At 39.0% G+C, this 20601-nt stretch carries 7 protein-coding genes; 6 read left to right on the forward strand and 1 reads right to left on the reverse strand.

The genetic code is table 11. The annotated features are described in order from the left end of the window. The first annotated feature begins 527 nt into the window (after positions 1-527). The 5 genes from VEIS1202513_RS00200 (at position 528) to VEIS1202513_RS00220 (ending at position 10060) form a co-directional block, all read left to right on the forward strand. The gene (locus VEIS1202513_RS00200) at positions 528-2906 is read left to right on the forward strand and encodes an autotransporter outer membrane beta-barrel domain-containing protein (protein WP_213467463.1); all 2379 of its coding nucleotides are present in this window, start codon (positions 528-530) and stop codon (positions 2904-2906) included. 359 nt (positions 2907-3265) lie between these two features. Then, positions 3266-3835, forward strand: a complete 570-nt coding sequence (locus VEIS1202513_RS00205) for a hypothetical protein (RefSeq protein WP_213467464.1) — start codon at positions 3266-3268, stop codon at positions 3833-3835. A gap of 256 nt (positions 3836-4091) precedes the next feature. Further along, a complete protein-coding gene (locus tag VEIS1202513_RS00210) occupies positions 4092-5471 on the forward strand; it encodes a YadA-like family protein (protein WP_213467465.1) in 1380 nt (459 codons plus the stop codon). A 226-nt stretch (positions 5472-5697) separates the two neighbouring features. Then, on the forward strand, positions 5698-6741 hold the full coding sequence (locus VEIS1202513_RS00215; RefSeq protein ID WP_213467466.1) for an inverse autotransporter beta domain-containing protein: 1044 nt from the start codon (positions 5698-5700) through the stop codon (positions 6739-6741). A gap of 523 nt (positions 6742-7264) precedes the next feature. Next, positions 7265-10060: an S-layer homology domain-containing protein gene (locus VEIS1202513_RS00220; RefSeq protein ID WP_213467467.1), complete on the forward strand. Its 2796-nt coding sequence runs from the start codon at positions 7265-7267 to the stop codon at positions 10058-10060. Positions 10061-10298: 238 nt separating this feature from the next. Here the strand turns inward: VEIS1202513_RS00220 and VEIS1202513_RS00225 are convergent, their stop codons facing one another. After that, positions 10299-11957 (reverse strand): methyltransferase regulatory domain-containing protein, encoded by a 1659-nt coding sequence (locus VEIS1202513_RS00225; protein WP_213467468.1) that lies wholly within the window; start codon positions 11955-11957, stop codon positions 10299-10301. Between the two features lie 784 nt (positions 11958-12741). On the opposite strand from VEIS1202513_RS00225, the gene VEIS1202513_RS00230 reads away from it, so the two are divergent. Next, a complete protein-coding gene (locus VEIS1202513_RS00230; protein WP_213467469.1) occupies positions 12742-20457 on the forward strand; it encodes an ESPR-type extended signal peptide-containing protein in 7716 nt (2571 codons plus the stop codon). The last annotated feature ends 144 nt before the right edge of the window (positions 20458-20601 follow it).

The following is a 20601-nucleotide window of genomic DNA, read 5'->3' on the forward strand; positions in this document are numbered from 1 at the left end:
GCGCTTATTTGTCTTGGAAAAGACAAATAGCCCTTCGTTACCAGTAACTGGATAACTGAAAGGCCATTTCATCATGTTTTTTATCCTTTTGAGATGAGCCCGACGGTTCTACTCGTTTGGCTATCTGTTTATATTATAGGGTTTATATCATATATCGTCAAATACGGATAAACAAGTGTATATTAAACAATTTTATATGGTTATTATTTACTAAGAGGCAGCGAATTAATCGTTGCCTCTTTTTGTATGCTTCCATCTAATAGATACTAATTTTCCAACAGATGACAATTTTTAAATATTTTTAAAATAAATGCGTATAATTCATTTACAATTCACTAAAAATGATGTAATATTTTAAATATATTTTAAAAGTGTTAGAAAAAAGTTTCTTTATTATGAGAGTGTATATCTGTCTTTTACCGTATATAAAGGCTAATAAATCAACTCATAGATATATATTCAAGTATGAAGGAGCTTTCACAAATGTGATTGTATTGTAAGTGAAATATTGATTGAGGTATAAGAGGATGAAAGGTAGTAATAAGATTTTATTGTCTGCTGTTATGATGACCTTATTGTCATCTACGATGGCTATGCCTGTTACATGGGCTGCAGCAGGTATTAATTCTGATGGACGTATTTTTGCAACTACTGCTGATAGTAAATTTGAAAGTACAGGTAATACGACTGCGAATGGTGTAGTCGCATCTGATGGTGGTCAAGTTACAATTGGCTCTTTGGACACTCCTGATGCATCTCAATTGCCTAAACGCTATCGTCAACCAGCTTTCATTACAGGCATGCTAAATAACAGTTCCATTCAAGTGGATGGCGGTGTTATGGACGTGACTACTGCACCATGGAAGTCTCCATATCCAGTGGCATTTGCTTATAATAGTAAAATTAATCTTGGTGTCGATGATGCGGGTACTGTAAAGCACAAAGTATTTAATATGCAAGGCGATGTGCTTGTATCTGATAAAATGATGCCTCCTCATCAAGAACAGCAACCATCTGTTATTAATATTGGCCTAGGCCGCGCACACAATAGTCCTAACCAATTTTCTGGTAAGGCAGTGAACACCTTAGAGGATAAGGGTGGCGAAATTAACATGACCTTTGATGGTGGCATGTGGAGCCATGATTACATGGGTGGCTTGGAATCTTTCAAAATTGATGGTAAAACGGAACGCAGTAGTATTAATAACCTCACAGGTACTCGTACGCGTGAAGGTTTCAGCCGTATTGCGCAAGATTCTCGCAGCGACATTCATGTAAATAAATTGGACGGCCATATTAATGTTATTTATGACATGAGTGATAGCACGGGCTTGAACTTCGCTAAACAAGGCTCCAAGAAAAATGGTCTTGATCCGGCTGATATCGAGGGTGGTAACTTCATCGTGAAATCCGCTGCGACTGGCTCTGCTGTGCATGGCTATGTAACAGGTGATCACCTTGATACTTCCTCTGAAAGTAATGTAAACAAGATTTTAGATAACTTAGCCCACAAATTCTACTATGAGAACTATGTAAAAGGTGAAAGAAACCTTTCTGGTACAGTATCTATTGCTTCTAAAGGTATCGTGTCTAGCTACAAAAAAGCGTTGACTACAGATCAAAAAGAAGGGGATATTACTTGGAAAGACGGTAATGGCCAAGGCTCCTATGTGGTGCCAGAACCAAAACCTACACCAACTCCAGAGCCAAAACCAGTTACACCAGTAACTCCGGATCCTAAACCAGTTACACCAGTAACTCCAGATCCAAAACCAGTTACACCTGTAACTCCGGATCCAAAACCAGTTACACCAGTAACTCCAGATCCAAAACCAGTTACACCTGTAACTCCAGATCCAAAACCAGTTACACCAGTGACTCCAGATCCAAAACCAGTTACACCAGTAACTCCAGATCCAAAACCGGTTACACCAGTGACTCCGGATCCTAAACCAATTACACCTGTAACACCAGCACCTAAACCAGTAAATCCTAATCCTGTTATTCGTGGTGCTTATGATACACCTCATATGCGTGGTATTCGTTCCGCTGTAGTAGGAAATATCAACGCTTGGCGTACATTAGCTGACGATATGTATCGTCCTCGTGTATTGCAACAAGGTGAACCAACTGGTATTTGGGCTCGCATCGGTGGCGGTAAATACAGCTACTCTGGCAGCGGTATTGATACAGCTACAGATTATACACGCATCCAAGGCGGTTATGATGCTAAAATCAGCCGTGGTTGGACTGTAGGTGGTCAAGTATCTTACCTTCGCGGTTCTGAAGACTATGTATTCGATGGTTCCGGCAAGGTGAAATCCTTCTCTGTAGGTGCTTATGGTTTGAAAGACCTTGGCAAAGATCAATATGTACATGTAGAAACTCAAGTTGGTCGCGTATCTAATGACTTCACAGCTCGCAATGAAATCGGTGAAGCTATGTCTGGTGATACAAAATCCAATGCGTACAGCATCGGTGTTCGCTATGGTAAAACATTGAAATACGATAACGGTTTCTATGTAGAACCACAAGCACAATTGAACTTTACACACTTCGGTGGCCGTAACTTTAATGTAGGTAATGTATTTGTTAACCAATCTAGTGTAAACAGCACTTCTGGTAAAATCGGCCTTGAATTGGGTAAACAATTTAGCAATGGTAACCTTTATACACGTTTTGCAGCAGGTCATGCTTTCACAGGCAATGTAAAAACCGCATTTGCTAGTGGCAGTATTGCGAAATTAACAGAACAAGACCTTAAAGGTACTTGGACTGAACTTGCATTCGGCGGCCGTTATGGTTTCAATAGCAACAATAGTGTATTCGCTGACGTTGCCACAGGTTTGTCTGGTGACTACCAAGCAGACTGGGGCGTAAACGCTGGTTTCACGCACAAATTCTAAGTGTAGATTTATTAAATAATCTTTTGTACAATAGCTAACATATATAGCCTCCTAATAATAGAGTCATGACTTTATTATTAGGAGGCTTTTATTGTATGGAGTATAGAACTAACTATATAGCCACCTATGCATTTTTCTTCTAACCTTAATGAAAAACTATATAGACGAAATACGATATATCGTGTATACTAATGAAAATGTAAGCTACTAGAATCATTATTGATTGAAGCACACTGTATTAATAAATTTACCATGCTTAGTATGGGGGTCTCTATGGGGATAAAAGTTCCTCAAGAGATAATATCTATTACATGATAAATGAAGTAGCTCTGGGGAGGGCACTTCGAGAGAGGAGACTTATGAAACTAATTAAATTATTACCTATTATGGCAATTGCTTCTGTATGTGTTGCTGGCCAAGTACATGCGGCACAAGATCCTTTGATGATGCCTGAACAACCTGCGGCTCCTTTGACTGCAGAACAACAAGAAATCTCTCTTGCTGTTCCTAGTGAAGAGGTAAAAGCTGTAGTATCTGAATTTGCATCATTCCAATTGGGGATGAGCAATTCTTTAATCAAAGACGACAATCGCGTAATGTCTGGTCAACAACGTTATACTAATAACGTGTTGTACTACATGAATGTTCGTCGTGACTGGTACATTACAAGCCATCGCTATAAAAAAGACAGCTATGCTCGCGTAGCATTAGATCGCTTGTACTTAGATTACAAAGAATTCTTCACGAATAACACTACAGTATCTGAAATGAATCAAGCTGAATATGAAAACCAAATTTTGGCAATTCTTGAAAAGAATACAGCTAACGTGTCTAATGATGAATTGCGTTTCTACATGAACGAAATGGTAATTTACAGCTTGAAAGAAGCTATGCGCGATGGTAACAACCGCGTTAAACGCATCCGCTAATCGGTATATATAACTATATATCTATGAAAGAGGTAACGGCATAGGCCGTTGCCTCTTTTGTTTTCAAAACAAATGCCCTCGTAGGATTCATTCCTACGGGGGTTTGTTTGTTATTTGTATTCACTATTATATTCTTTATGAATTATTATTTATGTTATTTACATATTTTTTCGATGGCAGTATAATCTACTTGTAGAATTATGAGGAAAGTATGAAGGAGAAGTGTTTTGTAGTGTAACAAGGGAGGCGTATGATTATGAATCACGCAAAGAAACTACAATTATTAGCAGTACTCGGAGTTTTGACCATATCTTCTGCTAGCTTGGTACAGGCTGCAGATATTCCTGTTGTTTCTAGTGGTGGTGCCACTTATAACATTGGTTTACAAGGCTGGTCATCTTTCACTAACTCAGATAATGTACATCTTGGCGGTCAAACTGGGGCGGCTAATAGCGATCCCTATGCCCATGTAGGGGATCCAAATGCAAAGGGTAATAATATTGCCATCGGTCGTCTTGCCTTGAATGGTTCCCAAGGTGGTGGTAACGTAGCGCTCAGTTCTAAGACATTTGTAGGCGGTAAAGGTGATTATAACTTCTTAGGTAACTTTGCAGCAGGTTATAATTCAACCATTTCTGATACGATTGCTATAGGCTACTTTACAGGTTCCTACTCTCAAGGTAATAAAAATGTATGGCTCGGCGCTTCTCAAGCTGCCGCTAGTAAGGGTAACAATACAGTATTAATCGGTTCTAACTCCACTGTAAATGGTAATTTTAACTATGGCATGGGTCATGGTGTTATCTTTAAAGGCGATAAGAACTCCGCTATTGGCGCATATAACAAAATTGAAGGTAACCAATCTGGTGCCTTTGGTGTAGGTACGTATAATGTGGATACTGTTAAGGGCGATAATTCCTACAGTGTTGGTAACAAGAACCAAGTGAGTGCTAATAATACATTCGTAGTGGGTAATAATGTGAAAACATCTCTAGACAATGCAGTTGTATTAGGTAATAATTCTACTGCTGAAAGTAGTGATGTAGTGAGCACTCCTAGTTATACCTACAATAATGGTGTTACTGAAAGCTTCGCCGGTACTGCTCCTGTGTCTACTGTATCTGTTGGTGCAGCAGGTCAAGAGCGCACTATCACTCATGTTGCAGCAGGTCGTATTACAGCGGATTCTACAGATGCGGTTAACGGCTCCCAGTTATATGGTACAAACCAACAAATCGATGTATTGCATCGCGATGTACGCCACGTGGAAAAAGAATCCAACCGCGGTGATGCTCGTGCCGCAGCACTAGCTGCATTACATCCACTACAATTTGATCCTGACCACAAGGTCCAAGTTATGGGTGGCTATGGTCACTACAAGGGCGAAAATGCATTGGCTCTTGGCGTAGGTTACTATCCGAAAGAAAACCTACTCCTTACAGCAGGTACAACTGTAAGTGGTGATTTGATGACTAATGTAGGCGTATCCTATAAATTCGGTGAAAATAAGACACTCGCTAAGATCTCCCCTGCATCCTATAACGCACTAGAACAACGTGTGGATACATTAGAAGCACAAAACAAAAAACTACAAGAAACAGTAGATATGCTTGTGCAAAAACTTAATGAAAAATAGAATCTAATATCTAATATTTAATATTCAGTGTAGTAATATAGAGTAAGCTTTAATATTGATAAAGGATATGAAAGAGGTAATAACATGGTTATTACCTCTTTTTTATATACATATAATAGTAATATAATACGTTTCTAGTGACCTCTTATCTTGACATACATAAACATTATTCGATACACTAATATATATTTCATTTGTTGTTCATGAATTTTAAATGTAGAGAGTAATGAAACGTATTGTGTGTATCGCCTTGAGTGCCCTATTGTGTTGTGTGGGTACAGCTGAGGCAGAAAAACAACAATTACATAATGATAAGGGCGTAGTGTCTGTAAAAACTGATGCTCAAACAGAGCGCATGAAGTACGCATCAGAGGGCTTTCACATTACGCCTGCTGCCACACCGGACCATGTGATTGGCCAAGGTGGGCCGCTCATCATGGATCGGCAAGATACTAAGACCGTGCAGTATAGCAATGTAGATGCAGTGAACCGCGCCATTAATGCGGTGGCTATGTCTAATGTATCTAATGCTATGTATGGTGCCAAAGGTAAGCCGTGGATGCGACGCACTACACTGAGCTTCCAGTTCCAAGAAGGGTGGAAGCCACTCTATTCGGTGGAGACTGTTCAACCATTAGGTCATTACGATAATTCGTCTCGCGATGTGTGGTTTACGCAGCAGCGCATTTCTCGTGCGTCGGACACCGGTACTACCCTCAACATAGGCGTTGGGTATCGTCGTATTTCCAAGGATGATCGTCGCCTTTATGGGGCACATCTATTCTATGACCACCGGTTCTTGAATCGTCATAATCGACTCAGTGCAGGCCTTGAATATATGTCTGGTGAAAGCGAGTTCCGCTTCAACTGGTACGGTTCTGCTTCTGATGAACGCGTCCTAGATGTAAATTTACATACCTTGGAACGGGTGGCCAATGGTTATACTGTTGAATATGGTAAGACTTTCAAAAATGCTCGTTGGGCTAGAGTCTATGTAGAAGGATACCATTGGAATCAAGAACGTCAGGCCGATAAGAATGGTTTGCGCGTTGGCTCTGAGTTACAGCTCACACCACGTGTGTCTGTCGATATGGGCTATAACAAACCGGAACACAGCTCTGGCGGTGTATATGGTAAGATTACCTTCCGCTTAGCAGGCGCTCCAATGGCTTGGTATGGTGGCAAGCATCGTTTAGAACAATCTGCAACGGTTCGCGATAAAATGCTCAACCTCGTAAGACGAACTAATACGGTTTTTGTTGAACAATAATTTTGATAACTGAATAGACAAATTGAATAGTCATGCCATTCCCTGCGTTCATTTTATTTTAATGAAAATTAAATGAAAAACAATCTACTATTGTTCCTATATAAGTGATATACTCTAGGTAAGGGAAACGTTAGTGTTCAAATCAAATGTTCTTTATAGATAATGGCTTTTTATAAAAGCCATTATCTTATTATTGATGCCGTGTGATCGCCCGTTCATCTTAGTTACTCTCCAACTATTTGATAATCTTTGTATTGTGTTTACTTCAAAATCTCTCTCTTAATAACAAACCTATATCATACGGCACCGGTAAGGGGTTCGCCTTCCTCTTACCCAAAAAAGGGTAGTTAATTCTCATCGATTAACTATCCTTTTTTATATTCTCTTAATAGATATATAAATTACTGTTTACAAAATTCGTATACGTGCTACAATATTCATATAAGACTCATGAATAAAAAGTGAATTTTAATGCAAAGAGAGAATGATAGGTTTTGTAGTTTGTAAACGGAGGTTCAAAATTATGAACAAACGGAAACGTTTATTAACTTTGTTAATCAACGGTGTATTGTTATCTAGTTTATGTGTTGTAGCGAGTGCAGCCGATACGGCAACGGGCACTGGTGCTGGCGTAGCGTACGGTACAGGTAGCAATGCTCCAAAAGCTGAAAACGTGGCTATTGGTCCTAATGCTAAGATTGGTTATTCCAATGGTGCCAGTGCTGCGACAGGGGATATCGTAGTCGGTAAGGATGCTAATATTAATAACTATGCTAGCCAAGGCGGTAGTGTAGCGATTGGTAAAAATGCAAAAATTGAAAATATGGCCGGCGGTGTAGAGGCTAGCTTTGCATTAGGTCAAACAACATATAGTGGTAGTTGGCTCTCTTCTTCAAGAATTCCTGCAGATCCAACAAAGGTAGTAGGCAGTGTTGCAATTGGGGATAATACATTTGCTCGTACTGGTAGTACTATGATTGGTTCCCATAACTATAAAGGTGATCTTGGTGATACAACTGTAGATTCTGCTTCTACACGTACATATGCATTGAATGCATATGCTACTACAGTCGGTGCCAACAGCTTCACAAACGGTGCCTTTGCTACAAACACTGGTACGTACAACATTATCTCCAGTGGATATAATGGTGGTCGTTTAGCAAATCCTGTTAAAAACTTGGGATCCACTATTAATGGTTCTTTAAATAGCATCGAATCTAAAACAGCTAATAACTATTACTCTGGTGTTGCTAATAGTATCGTTGGTACTGCAAATAGAACGTTTAATTCCAATGGTTCTATTATCATGGGTGCCGGCAACGAAATCACTAACTCTGTTAAATCTATTTCTGGTGCACCGGAGGATGGTGGCAATTCTGCGAAAGAATTAGCCGAAAAATTCCGTGAAGCCGTAAAAGAATCTAACGGTGGTGGCGCAACGATGGCCTTTGGCGGCGGAAACAAAGCAGACTACACATTGCGCACATCCATGATTGGTATTAATAATACTGTAACAGGTTCTAACGGCGCTAAAAGCGCAGATAACTTTGTAGTAGGTGTTGGTAATACTGGTACAAATGTACAACATATGACGGCTATTGGTTCTAAGAACACTGTATCCGATGCTAATAATACAGTTATCGTTGGTGACAACCGCAAGGTAACAGGTGCTAATAACTCTGTTATTATTGGCTCTAGCGATGCAGAAACTACTACAACTGTAAATGATGCAGTGGCTATTGGTCATAACACTGAAGTATCTGCTGAAGGCGGTGTAGCTCTTGGTAGTAAATCCAAAGCGACTGTAGCAGCTGGTGCAGCTGGTTATGATATCAGCACAAAAGCGGCATCTACTGATACAAGCTCCACATGGAAAGCCACAGCATCTGCTGTATCCGTTGGCGACGTAGCTAATGATGTAACACGTCAAATTACATCTGTTGCAGCTGGTACAAATGATACTGATGCGGTTAACGTAGCACAACTTAAAAAGGTAGAAACTAAAATCTCTACTGTTGAGGCAGATGCTAAAAAACATACTACTGTAGTAGCAGGCGATAATACAACTGTTACATCTGGCACTAATGCTAATGGTGGTGCTGAATATAAAGTAGCTGTTAATAAAGACTTAGTAGAAATGAGCTCTGCTAACTTCGGCAAAGCTACTGACGACGTTCGTGCTCGTATCGATAAAGACAGCGCTCGCTTCTTTAACGGTAGCGAAAATATCGGTGTTACACCTAAAGGTATCCAAATCGAAAACACAGATACATTAGAACAAGCGAACTTCACTAAATACGGTATGTATGCAAGTGAAGGTAGTAAAACTGTTTACTACACTACAAATGGTATCAGCGCAGGCGACCAAATTATTAATAATGTGAAAGCTGGTGTAGCAGATACTGATGCAGTTAACGTATCTCAACTTAAACGAGTACAAGATCAAATCGCAGCATCTACTCAAGTTACAACTGTAACAGCTGGTGACCACATTAAGGTAACACCAACTGTAAATGGTAATACTCACGACTATAAAGTATCTCTTGCTGATGATATTGCTGACCAAATTACAAATAACACAACAAATATTACTAAAAATACAAATGATATCAAAAATATCAAAGGCGACTTATCCAAGATGGATAAACGTGTCAATAAATCCGTAGCAGGTGCAGCAGCGTTGGCAGCATTGCATCCACTTGATTTCGATCCAGATGCTAAATGGGACTTTGCTGCAGGCTATGGCCATTACCGCAGCGGTAATGCTGCCGCATTAGGTGCTTTCTATCGTCCTAATGAAGACGTACAACTTAGTGTAGGTTCTACTGTTGGCAGTGATGAAACAGTATTCAATGCTGGTTTATCTGTAAAAGTAGGCGCTCATAGCGGTGTATCTCGCTCTCGTGTAGCAATTGGTAAAGAAGTATTAGCTCTTAAGAAAATAGTAGCTGAACAAAATGCTCAAATTCAAAAATTGACTACATTGTTGAATGGTGTTGCTGGTACTAAGATGAAAGCCGATCACACAACATTGTTCCCAGATATCCCTACAAACCATTGGGCATATGAAGCTGTAAGCGATTTATCTCGCCGTGGTTTAGTAGAAGGCTATCCAGATGGCACATTCGGTGGTGACCGTATGTTAACACGTTATGAATTTGCTCAAATTGTATACCGTGCCATTCAAGACGGCGTAACAGTTAATGATCGCCTTGTAACAGAATTCAGCCCTGAAATGGCTTTGTTCCGTGTTGACACTGTAGCTAAAAATGCTAAAGGTGAACCAACAATTGAACGCGTTCGTGTTAATAAAAAATAAGGATACTATTAGTTTATAGTGTTCACACAACTTAATAAGTAGCTACTATGCATACCTCAACTCCACCCCGAGGTAGCATAGTAGTGAACATAAAAAAGCGTAACTGATGAGACGGCAATCTTATCAGTTACGCTTTTACTATGTGCAGATATAAATATGAATCAATATATCAATCTATATCTGTATTTGTATTTAGATTTAGATTTATATTTATATTTATATTTATATAAAGGTATATCTATTGTCTGAAGTATCCCAAAGCAGTGATATGTTGAATTGATTCGTCTAGATATTGTTCACTAGGCACCGTAAATGTTTCACCATTTCGAGTGCGTGTAATCGTTAGTGTTTCATCTAGAATTGCAATGAGCTCTGCACGAGAGATTGGTTTTGCCATTTGCTTCATTACATATAGTAAGCCTTCATCTACACTAGCATCCTCTTGGTTAAACATATTACCCAACGTCATGTACTGTTTACCATTACCTTCAATTAGTGTGGCAACATAATTAATAAATCGCTCAGGAATATAGCTAACATTTTCTACAAATGGTAAGCATTCATAATTCTCACCATATGCATTGAGGTGGTTGAGGATAGAGAGGTGGAATAGGCGCACATATAGCTTATTCATATCAAAGGTTTCGTTTGGATAATGTTCTTCTATATATTTTTGAATATCCTCTATAGTAAATAGTTGTTTTGTATTCATAAAATACTTGATAGTTTGATGTAAAGGATCTGTCCAACCATTTGGTGTACCAAGTCTATCCTCTGCAAGCCCGCAATAGTAAATGCTTTCAAGAATATCTTTCTCTACTGTTTCATTACGCACGATTGCATCTGTATTGCATTGTTTAGTTAATAAGGCCATGCGGAATTGTGTATCGTAAACAAAATCGTAGTATTGCTCTTTGGCCTTGTAATCATTGTTAGAGAGGACCTTAATATTATCTACGATGCTGTCATCTAACCAAGTAATAAAGGATTTTTCTAATCGTGCATCACCAATATATACGCAGCCTTGATGCTCTGCACGCTCAATAAATTGAGCCACATAAACAGGATCATTAAAGGTTTCTAAATATTCATGGGCTACATAATAGTTATTGGATTGCAACACACGATTGATATTATCGATTTTATAACCAGACTGTTTTTGAATTTCATCGTCCATCTTCATGGTTTCCGCAATTAGCTTTAGCACATTCTTTGTGTAAATCGTACGTTCTTGCAAGCTATCTTTTTTAGCCTGTGTTTCAGAATAGAGCATAATGTCGCGAATTTGTTCCAATCGTTTCCAACCAGGATATGTATTGTACGATACATAGGCGATACCGCGGTCTGATAAATTGCGATTACAAATAGATAAGATTTTATCTTTTACAATATCTGGCACCCAAGACCAGATGCCATGGACGATGATGTAATCGAAGGTGCCGAAATCATCATCAATGTCCATAATATCTTTTTCTAGCAGTGTGATATTAGTGAGACCGATAGATTTGATTAACTCGTTACCATGCTTAATTTGGACAGGGGATAGGTCGATGCCTGTGAAAGTTGCTTCTGGATAGTACAGCGCTTGAGGAATGATATTACCACCACAAGAGGAACCAAGCTCGAGGACACGGGCACCCTTAATTGGCTCTGGATTGAGACCGTATAGACGTGCTTTGGCGATTAAAGAGTTGATAGCACAATTAGAAAATGCTTTTGATACATAAAGAAAATCATCGTAAGAGTCCTTCAATGCATCAATCTCTTTTTGATCCGTAGACTTTTGATGCGGTGGAGCACTAATTATTTGTTGTGATTCATTATGATTGTTTTCTTTATTTTCTTTATATACTTCATTAGAAGTGTTTTTTGATGGCTCTTTAGTTTGTGTATCCATAACGAGTCCTTTCTTATTCTTTATGGGTAAATACCAACTTATATATCTATAACTATATTTATATCTATAACTATATTTATATCTCTATCTCTATCTATATCTCTATTTATATCTATATCTATATCTATATGAACTACCTATTTATACAGTTTCTAAAATGATTAGTATCATCTCCTATGGGATGACCCAATTATACCGCATTATGATTTAGTATATCATAATTTTTATCAAAATCGGCCGAAAAATTCATAGTTATTTCATTTATGAGCTTATATGTGAAAAAAATATGAAAGTACCTTTAAAAGGTTGTTAGATGATTATATTCATATTTTTCTATGATCCATATTTTATAGATAATATATAAATAGATGCCAAAATCGAGAAAAATCAATGAGATTAAATCAATTAATCGTTTATTTATAACTTACAATAATATTATTATCGAAAAAACTAGTACTGCATCGAGAAAAATAGATTATATTTTATAAAATACGTATAAAACACCGAAAAAATGAGTAAAAAAACACTCATATATTAAATTTTGTTTAACAAAATAAAGGTTCTGACAACAAATCGTGCTGTTTATGATAAAAACATGAAGAAGACTATTTACAACATTTTCGATATATGATATTCTGTTCATGACACAAAATGAAAAAAATATGAAAGATACTCAGAAAGGCGTAAAGGTATGGGAAATTTAGGCTTTTCCTTCTTTTGTATTTAAATGATTTAATTATAAGGATTGTAATTGTGTCTAGTTAAGAAAGGGGTTCATAGTAATATGAATAAAATCTTTAAAGTTGTTTGGAGCAAAACTAAAGAGTGCTACGTAGTAGTTTCCGAAGTTGCAAAAAACAATGGTGGTAAGAAAAAAGCTCTTGCTAGCGTATTAGCTGGTTTGGCAATTATGGGTGCTGGTGCGCAAATGGGTACTCCAGTACAAGCGGGTGCTGATAATGCTGGATCTGCGGTTAATATCTGGTCTGAGAAAAGAGTTGATACACCTACACCAGGTGGTCCTGGTGTAACTAACGCTAACACAAGAAATACTGCGGGTGATAATTCTGTTACCATTGGTCAACAATTAACAACTGGTACTGGTGCAGTAGCTGTTGGTAGATTATCTACTGCCGTAGGTGATCGTGCGGTGGCTATTGGTGAAAATGTTAATGCTAAAAAAGAAGATACAATTTCTGTAGGTAGTTCTAACAATTCTAATACTGGTGGTGGTATCACTATTGGTAAAGGGAATACTGCCGACTCTACTGCAAATGGTGGTAGAGCTGATGGTAACTCTCAAATTGCTATCGGCCGTGATAATAAAGCGACCAAAGAAGATACTTTAGCACTTGGTCGTGAAAATACAGCATCTGGTAATGTTTCTCTTGCAATTGGTGCCCGTACTGAAGCAACAAATTCCGGGTCTATTGCAATTGCTGGTAATGGTGATGGTTACAAAACTACATCTACAGGCTTTGGTTCTATTGCAATTGGTATGCAATCTAACTCCACAGGCACTGCTTCTACTGCAGTAGGTGGTGTTTCACAAGCAACTGCTAAAGGTGCCTCTGCTCTTGGTTATAAAGCGAATGCTACTGCTGAAAGTGCGACTGCATTAGGTCAAGAGTCTGTTGCATCTGTAAAAGATGGCGTTGCTCTTGGCTCACAGTCTAAAGCAACAACAGATAAAGGTGTGGAAGGTTATAATCCTGCTGATAGCCGTACAAATACATATGCTGGTTTAGCTGGCAATGTAAAAACATCTACATTAGCAGCTGTTTCCGTAGGTGATGGAAAAAATGCAACTCGTCAAATCACAGGTCTTGCTGCAGGTAAAGAAGATACTGATGCTGTTAACGTGGCTCAATTGAAAAACGTTAACTTAAAATATGCTGGTAATAGTGGTAGTGGCGATGTGTTGTTGAACAATGGTACATTGAACCTTAAAGGTGAAGGCCTTATCTCTACAACTGCTGATGCTACTGGCGTTACAGTTAAATTGACTGAAGGCGGCAATATTACTACTAATGCTGATGGTAAAGCTGTAGCTCCTACTAAAAATGGTGTTGCTACAACTGACAATGTAACTCAAGCAATCAATAACTCTGGTTGGAAAGTAACTTCCGCTAACAATGGTGGTACTACAAACGGCACTACTTCCGAAAAAGTAAGCCCTGGTGACACTGTTACTTTCAGCGCTGGTAAAAACATTGTATTAGACCAAGCTGGTAAACAATTCACATACTCCTTGAACAAGGACGTTGACTTGACTAACGGTGGTTCTTTAACAATTGGCGATACTAAAATCAACAACGGTGGCATGACTATCACTGGTGGTCCATCTGTAACTAAAACTGGTATCAACGCTGGTAACAAAAAAATCACTAATGTAGCTCCTGGTACAGACGATACTGATGCAGTTAATTACAGCCAAATTAAAGGTTTAAGAACTGAAGTTAAAGCTGGTACTAACGTAACTGTAGATAAAACTCAAGGTACAGATGGCCATGATATCTACACTGTAAATGCAACTGCTACTGGTGGCACAGCTTCTAGCTGGAACATTAAATCCTCTGCTACAGACGGTAAAAACAAGGGTATTACAACTGCAACAAACATTTCTGATGCTAAAACTGTAGAAATGCAAGCAGGTAAAAACTTAACTGTGAAACAAGCAGCTACAGCTAACGGCGCTTCTGTTGAATTCGCATTGGATAAAGATGTTGATTTAACTAATGATGGTTCCTTAACAATTGGTGATACTGTAATCAACAAAGATGGTATGACTATCACTGGTGGCCCATCTGTTACTAAAACTGGTATCGACGCTGGTAATAAAAATATTACTAATGTAAAAGCTGGTGAAAACGATACTGATGCAGTTAACGTAAAACAATTAAAAGACGCTAAAACTAAACTTGTAGATGGTAAAAATACTACTGTTGAAGGTGATGGCTCCACAGCTACTCCTTACAAAGTTAATGTAGAAGGTGACTTGAAAGGTATTACATCCATTTCCAATGCTGACGGTGGTCCTAAAATGACAATTGGTGGCAACTCCATCAACATTACTGGCGGTCCACTTAACATGGGTGGTAGCAAAATCACTAATGTAGCTCCTGGTACAGATGATACTGATGCAGTTAACGTAAAACAATTAAAAGCTGCTAAGACAGAAGTTAAAGCTGGTGCAGGCGTAACTGTAGCTAAATCTCAAGGTGCTGAAGGTCAAGATATCTACACTGTAAGCTCCACTGGTGCTACTGGTAACACAGATCCTTCTAAAGTTGAAGCTGGTAAAAATACTACTGTAACAGGTGATGGTACAGTAGCTACTCCTTACAAAGTAAATGTAGAAGGTGACTTGACAGACATCTCCTCCATTACAAATGGTAACGGTTCTGGTAAAATCTCCTTCGTTGGTGATCAAGTTGTAAAAGTTGAAGGCGACAACCCTATTTCCTTAGATGGTAAAGGTGGCTATGTAACTGGCTTACAAAACAAAGATTGGGATATTACTAACCCAACGTTTGTTTCTGGTCGTGCAGCAACTGAAGACCAATTGAAAAAAGTAAGCGATGGCTTCAACAACACAGTTAAATTGGCTGGTAACACTGGCAACACAGATACTCAAAAATTGAGCCAAGCTGGTGGTTTAAGCTTTGGTGTAGTTGGTGCTAACAACGGTCAATACATCAAAACAACTGCTTCTGGTACAGATGTAGTAGCTGATTTGTCCGATGACGCTAAAACTAAATTAAATAAAACATATACAGTATCCTCTGGTTCCACTAATGTAACTGTAACTCCAACAACTGTTGGTGATAACACAGATTTCAAAATTAGTGTAACTAATACTGCTACACCTGGTGGTGCTTCCTCTACTGAAAGTGTAGTTAAAAAAGCTGATGCAGCTGGTGATACTAACATGGCTGACATTGCTGTTGAAAACGGTAAAAACTCTGGCGATCAAGATGCTCAATACTCCGTTAATGTTTCCCGTAACGCAGTTAAAGATGCAGCTCGTGAAGCAGTAACAGTAAATAATGGTGGTAATACTGATAGCCCTATCACTGTAACTCCTACAGATGATGCTACTAACCACAACACTTCTTACGCTGTAACATTCGATGGTGCTAAAGCAGCTAAAGTAATTCCTTTGACATACAAAGCTAATGGTGCTGGCGCTAAAACAGTTACATTAGAAAAAGGTTTAGACTTTACAAACGGTACAAATACTACAGCAGAAATCGATAATGATGGCGTTGTTAAGTACAACTTGAACAAAGACGTTGATTTGACTAACGGTGGTTCCTTAACTATTGGCGATACAGTAATGAACAACGGTGGTTTAACTATCACTGGTGGTCCATCTGTAACTAAAACTGGTATCGACGCTGGTAATAAGAAAATTACTAACCTAGCTCCTGCTACTGATGGTACAGACGCTGTTAACTACGATCAATTGAAAGCAGCTCGTACAGTTGTTACTTCTAAAGATAATTCTGTAACAATCAACAAAACAGAAAATGGCGATCAAGTAACATATGACTTGCATGTAAATGCAGCTACTGGCACAGCATCTACTTGGAATTTGAAATCTGGTGCAGTTTCTGCTACAGAAGGTACACATTCTGGTGACACAGATCAAAACATTGCAGACGGTAAATCCGTTACAATGCAAGCTGGTAAAAACTTGACTGTTAAACAAACTAACGACGGTGCAGGTAATACAGAAGTTGCATACGCTCTTGATAAAGACCTTAAAGATCTTACAAGTGTAACAACTGACAAAGTTACTACTAAAGAAATCGGCTTACAAGATGCAGCTGGTAACACTACTACAATCAAGAAAGATGGCGACCGCATTACATACACTAATGATGGTGGTACAACTGTAAACAAAGTAGCTAACCTTGATGATGAATTACACATCACACCTGGCAGCTATGAAGTAGGTGCAACTGATAAAGATGCTAATGCTAAAAATGATGAAGTAACATTGACATACACTGATGGTAATGGTACTGAAAAAACAAATACATTTGCAAAAATCAAAGGCGTTGCTAAATCTGATCTTTCCAACATCACTGATGCAGGTAAGAAAGTAATCACTGGTCTTGGTTCCATTGTTAAAGGCGGCGAAAACGTTAACGTAACTGAAGCATCTGATGCTACTACAGGCCAAAAAACTTACACTGTAAATGCTGTAACTCCAGCTGTTTACACTAAAGCTGATGGCACTAAAGTATACAAAATTGTAGATCCTACAACAGGTGCTGTTACATACAATACAAAACCAGATGGTACAGGTACTGCTGTTCCTGCAAATGATGTTATCGTATCTTTCGAAGATTCTAACGGTAACACAACTGGTGGTAACACAATCATCAACAACGTTGGTTCTGCTATCGATAAAACTGGTACAGCTACTGGTGATACATTCTTAACTAAACTTGACGATGCAGCTACTGCAACTCCAAATGCAGCAGTAAACGTTAAAGACCTTAAATCTACATCCGATGCTATTATCGGTAAAGAGCTTCATATCGCTCCTACAGCAGTTAAAGCTGGTAGCACTGAAACTAAAGGCGGTGTAGTTGACGGTACTGAAAACGTATACAAATACGATGCAGCTACTAAGAAAGTTACATTGACTTATAATGATGGCAATGGTAATGCTGTAACTGATACTAAAGCAGTTATCGACTTCTCCGACTTGAACATCCCAACTCCTGCAGCAGCTTACAGCTTCAAAACAAATGCAGCTGGTAACGTTGACGGTAACTCTACTGAAACTGAAGTAGCAAGCGGTAAAACTGTAAACTTCGGCGCAGGCAAAAACTTGACTGTAAAACAAGAAATCGGTACTGATGGTAACCAAACTTACACTTATGCATTGAACAAAGACTTAACTAACCTTGATAAAGTAGTTGTTAATGGTAAAGACGGTAAAGATGGTACAGACGGCGTAACTATTACTGGTCCTTCTGGTACAGCTGGTCAAGATGGTAACAACGGTAAAGTTGGCATCTCTGGTAAAGACGGTAAAGATGCAGTATCTATCTCCGGTAAAGACGGCGTAGGTCACATTGGTTTGACTGGCCCTGCTGGTAAAGATGGTAAAAATGCAACTGCCGACATCACTGTAAAAGATGGTGTTCCTGGTGTTGACGGCCAACCTGGTGAAACTATGACTCGTATCGTATACCAAGACAAAGATGGTAACGAACATCAAGTAGCAACTCACGATGATGGCATGAAGTTCGCTGGTGACGACGGTCAAACTGATGATACTAAAGTTATTAAGAAACATCTTAACAACGTAGTAGATATCATTGGTGGTGCTGATAAAGATAAATTGACTGATAACAACATCGGTGTAAATAACGACAATGGCAAATTGAAAGTTCAATTGTCTAAAGACCTTGATCTTACTAAAGATGGTTCCGTAAAAATTGGCGATACTACAGTTAACAACGATGGTTTGACTATCAGTGGTGGTCCATCTGTTAAGAAAGATGGCATCAATGCTGGCGATAAGAAAATCACAGGCGTTAAAGCTGGTGAAGACGATACAGATGCTGTAAACGTTAAACAATTGAAAGATAACGCTACAACTGTTACATCTTCTGATAACTCTATCTCTGTAACAGACACTAACACTGATCCTGCTAAAGGTCATGCTTATGACATCAAGATCAATAACCAAGGTGTTGTAAACAACGCTCAAATTCCAGTAGTATACACTAAAGAAGATGGTACTAAAGTTTACAAACAACCAAATGGTACTTTCACAACAAATGTTGATGGTACTGGCGACGTAGTTCCTGCAAACCAAGTTATTGCATCCATGAACAATGCTGCTAACTCTTCTACAGATCCTACTAAGTTACAAAACGTTGGCTCCTCTATTGCTGATAAAACTGGCGATACTTACTTAGATAAGATTAACAACGCTGCTGCTGATCCTCATGCTAAGACTGGTGCTGTAAACGTATCCGACCTTAAAGAAACTGCTGATGCAATCGGCAACAAAGGTTTGAACTTCGGTACACAATCTACTGGTGCTAATAGTGAAATCCATAAAAACTTGGGTGAAAAACTTGAAATCGTAGGTGAAGGCACTAAAGCTGATGATAACTACAGCGCATCCAACATCAAAACTATGACTAAAGATGGTAAAGTTGTAATCGGTCTTGATAAAGATCTTAACGGCTTGAACTCCATTGGCGTTCCTGGTAAAGATGGCGTAGCTGGTAAAGATGGTGTATCCATCTCCGGTAAAGACGGCGCTAACGGTATCGACGGCAAAGTTTCCATCGGTAAAGATGGTAAAGATGCTGTATCCATCGCTGGTAAAGACGGTGTAGGTCACATTGGCTTGACTGGTCCTCAAGGTCCTGCTGGTGCAGATGGTACTGGTGTAGATATCTCTACAGATCACGGTTCCAAAACTCTTGTTAAACCAGAAGCTAACAATGGCGACAAATCTGAACGTATCGTATACGTACCAAAAGATAAAGATGGTAACCCATTGAAAGATACTGATGGTAACCCAATCAAACGTGAAGTAGCAACTATGGACGATGGTTTGAGATTCACAGGTAACAACACTGATACTGAAAACAAACATGCGTTGAATACACTTGTTAAAGTTCAAGGTGAAGGTGTGACTGCAGCTCAATCCACTGCATTCCAATCCGCTGCTGGTAACATCAACGTAGTAGCTGATGGTAACGATACATTAACTGTTAAATTGAACAAAGACCTTAAAGGTATCAACTCCATCAAGAATAGCGACAATGGTCCTGCATTGAACTTCAACGCTGGTGACCTTTCCGTAACTGGTGGTAACCTCAACATGGGTGGTAACAAAATTACTAACCTTGGTAAAGGTACTAACGATACAGATGCGGTTAACTTGAAACAATTGAAAGATTCCCGTACAATCGTTAAATCCACTGATGGTACTGTAGGTGTTCAAGAATCTGAAAGTGCTGATGGCGCTAAAGTATACGACTTGTCTACTGGTGCAAGCCCTCGTTTCGATGAGTTAACTGATGAAATCGGTCGTGTAGGTGCACAAGGCGCAGCTCTTGCAGCATTGAAACCTATCCAATACGATCCATTAGAACCAACTCAAATCATGGCTGGTTATGGTAACTACCGTGGTAACTCCGCTATTGCAATGGGCGTTGCTCATTATAAAAACGAGTCCACAATGATGCATGCTGGCTTAGCTTGGGCAGGTGGTTCCCGTCACATGATGGCAAACGCTGGTGTAACTTGGAAAGTTGGCAACCGTGATAGCGAAGCTGCAGTAGCAGATCGTTACCGCAAAGGCCCTATCAGCTCTGCTTATGCAATGCAACAAGAAATGGCTTCCGTTAAAGCACAAAACGCTGGATTAAAAACAGAAGTATCTGATTTGAAAGCTGAAAACGAACAAATGAAAGCTCAAATTGCTGCTATGATGGCAAAACTTGGTATGTAATCATTTGTGAGTGTAAGAACTGAATGAACAAAGGAAGGTATGCGCTACCTAGCGTAGCGCTTACCTCTCCCTATTGTTTATGAAAATAATGCTTTTAAATATAAACGTGAAACGCGTGAGAGATACTTTCACCATAATCTAACG

Origin of the sequence: Veillonella orientalis (assembly GCF_018406505.1) — a bacterium.
Lineage (GTDB): Bacteria > Bacillota > Negativicutes > Veillonellales > Veillonellaceae > Veillonella > Veillonella nakazawae.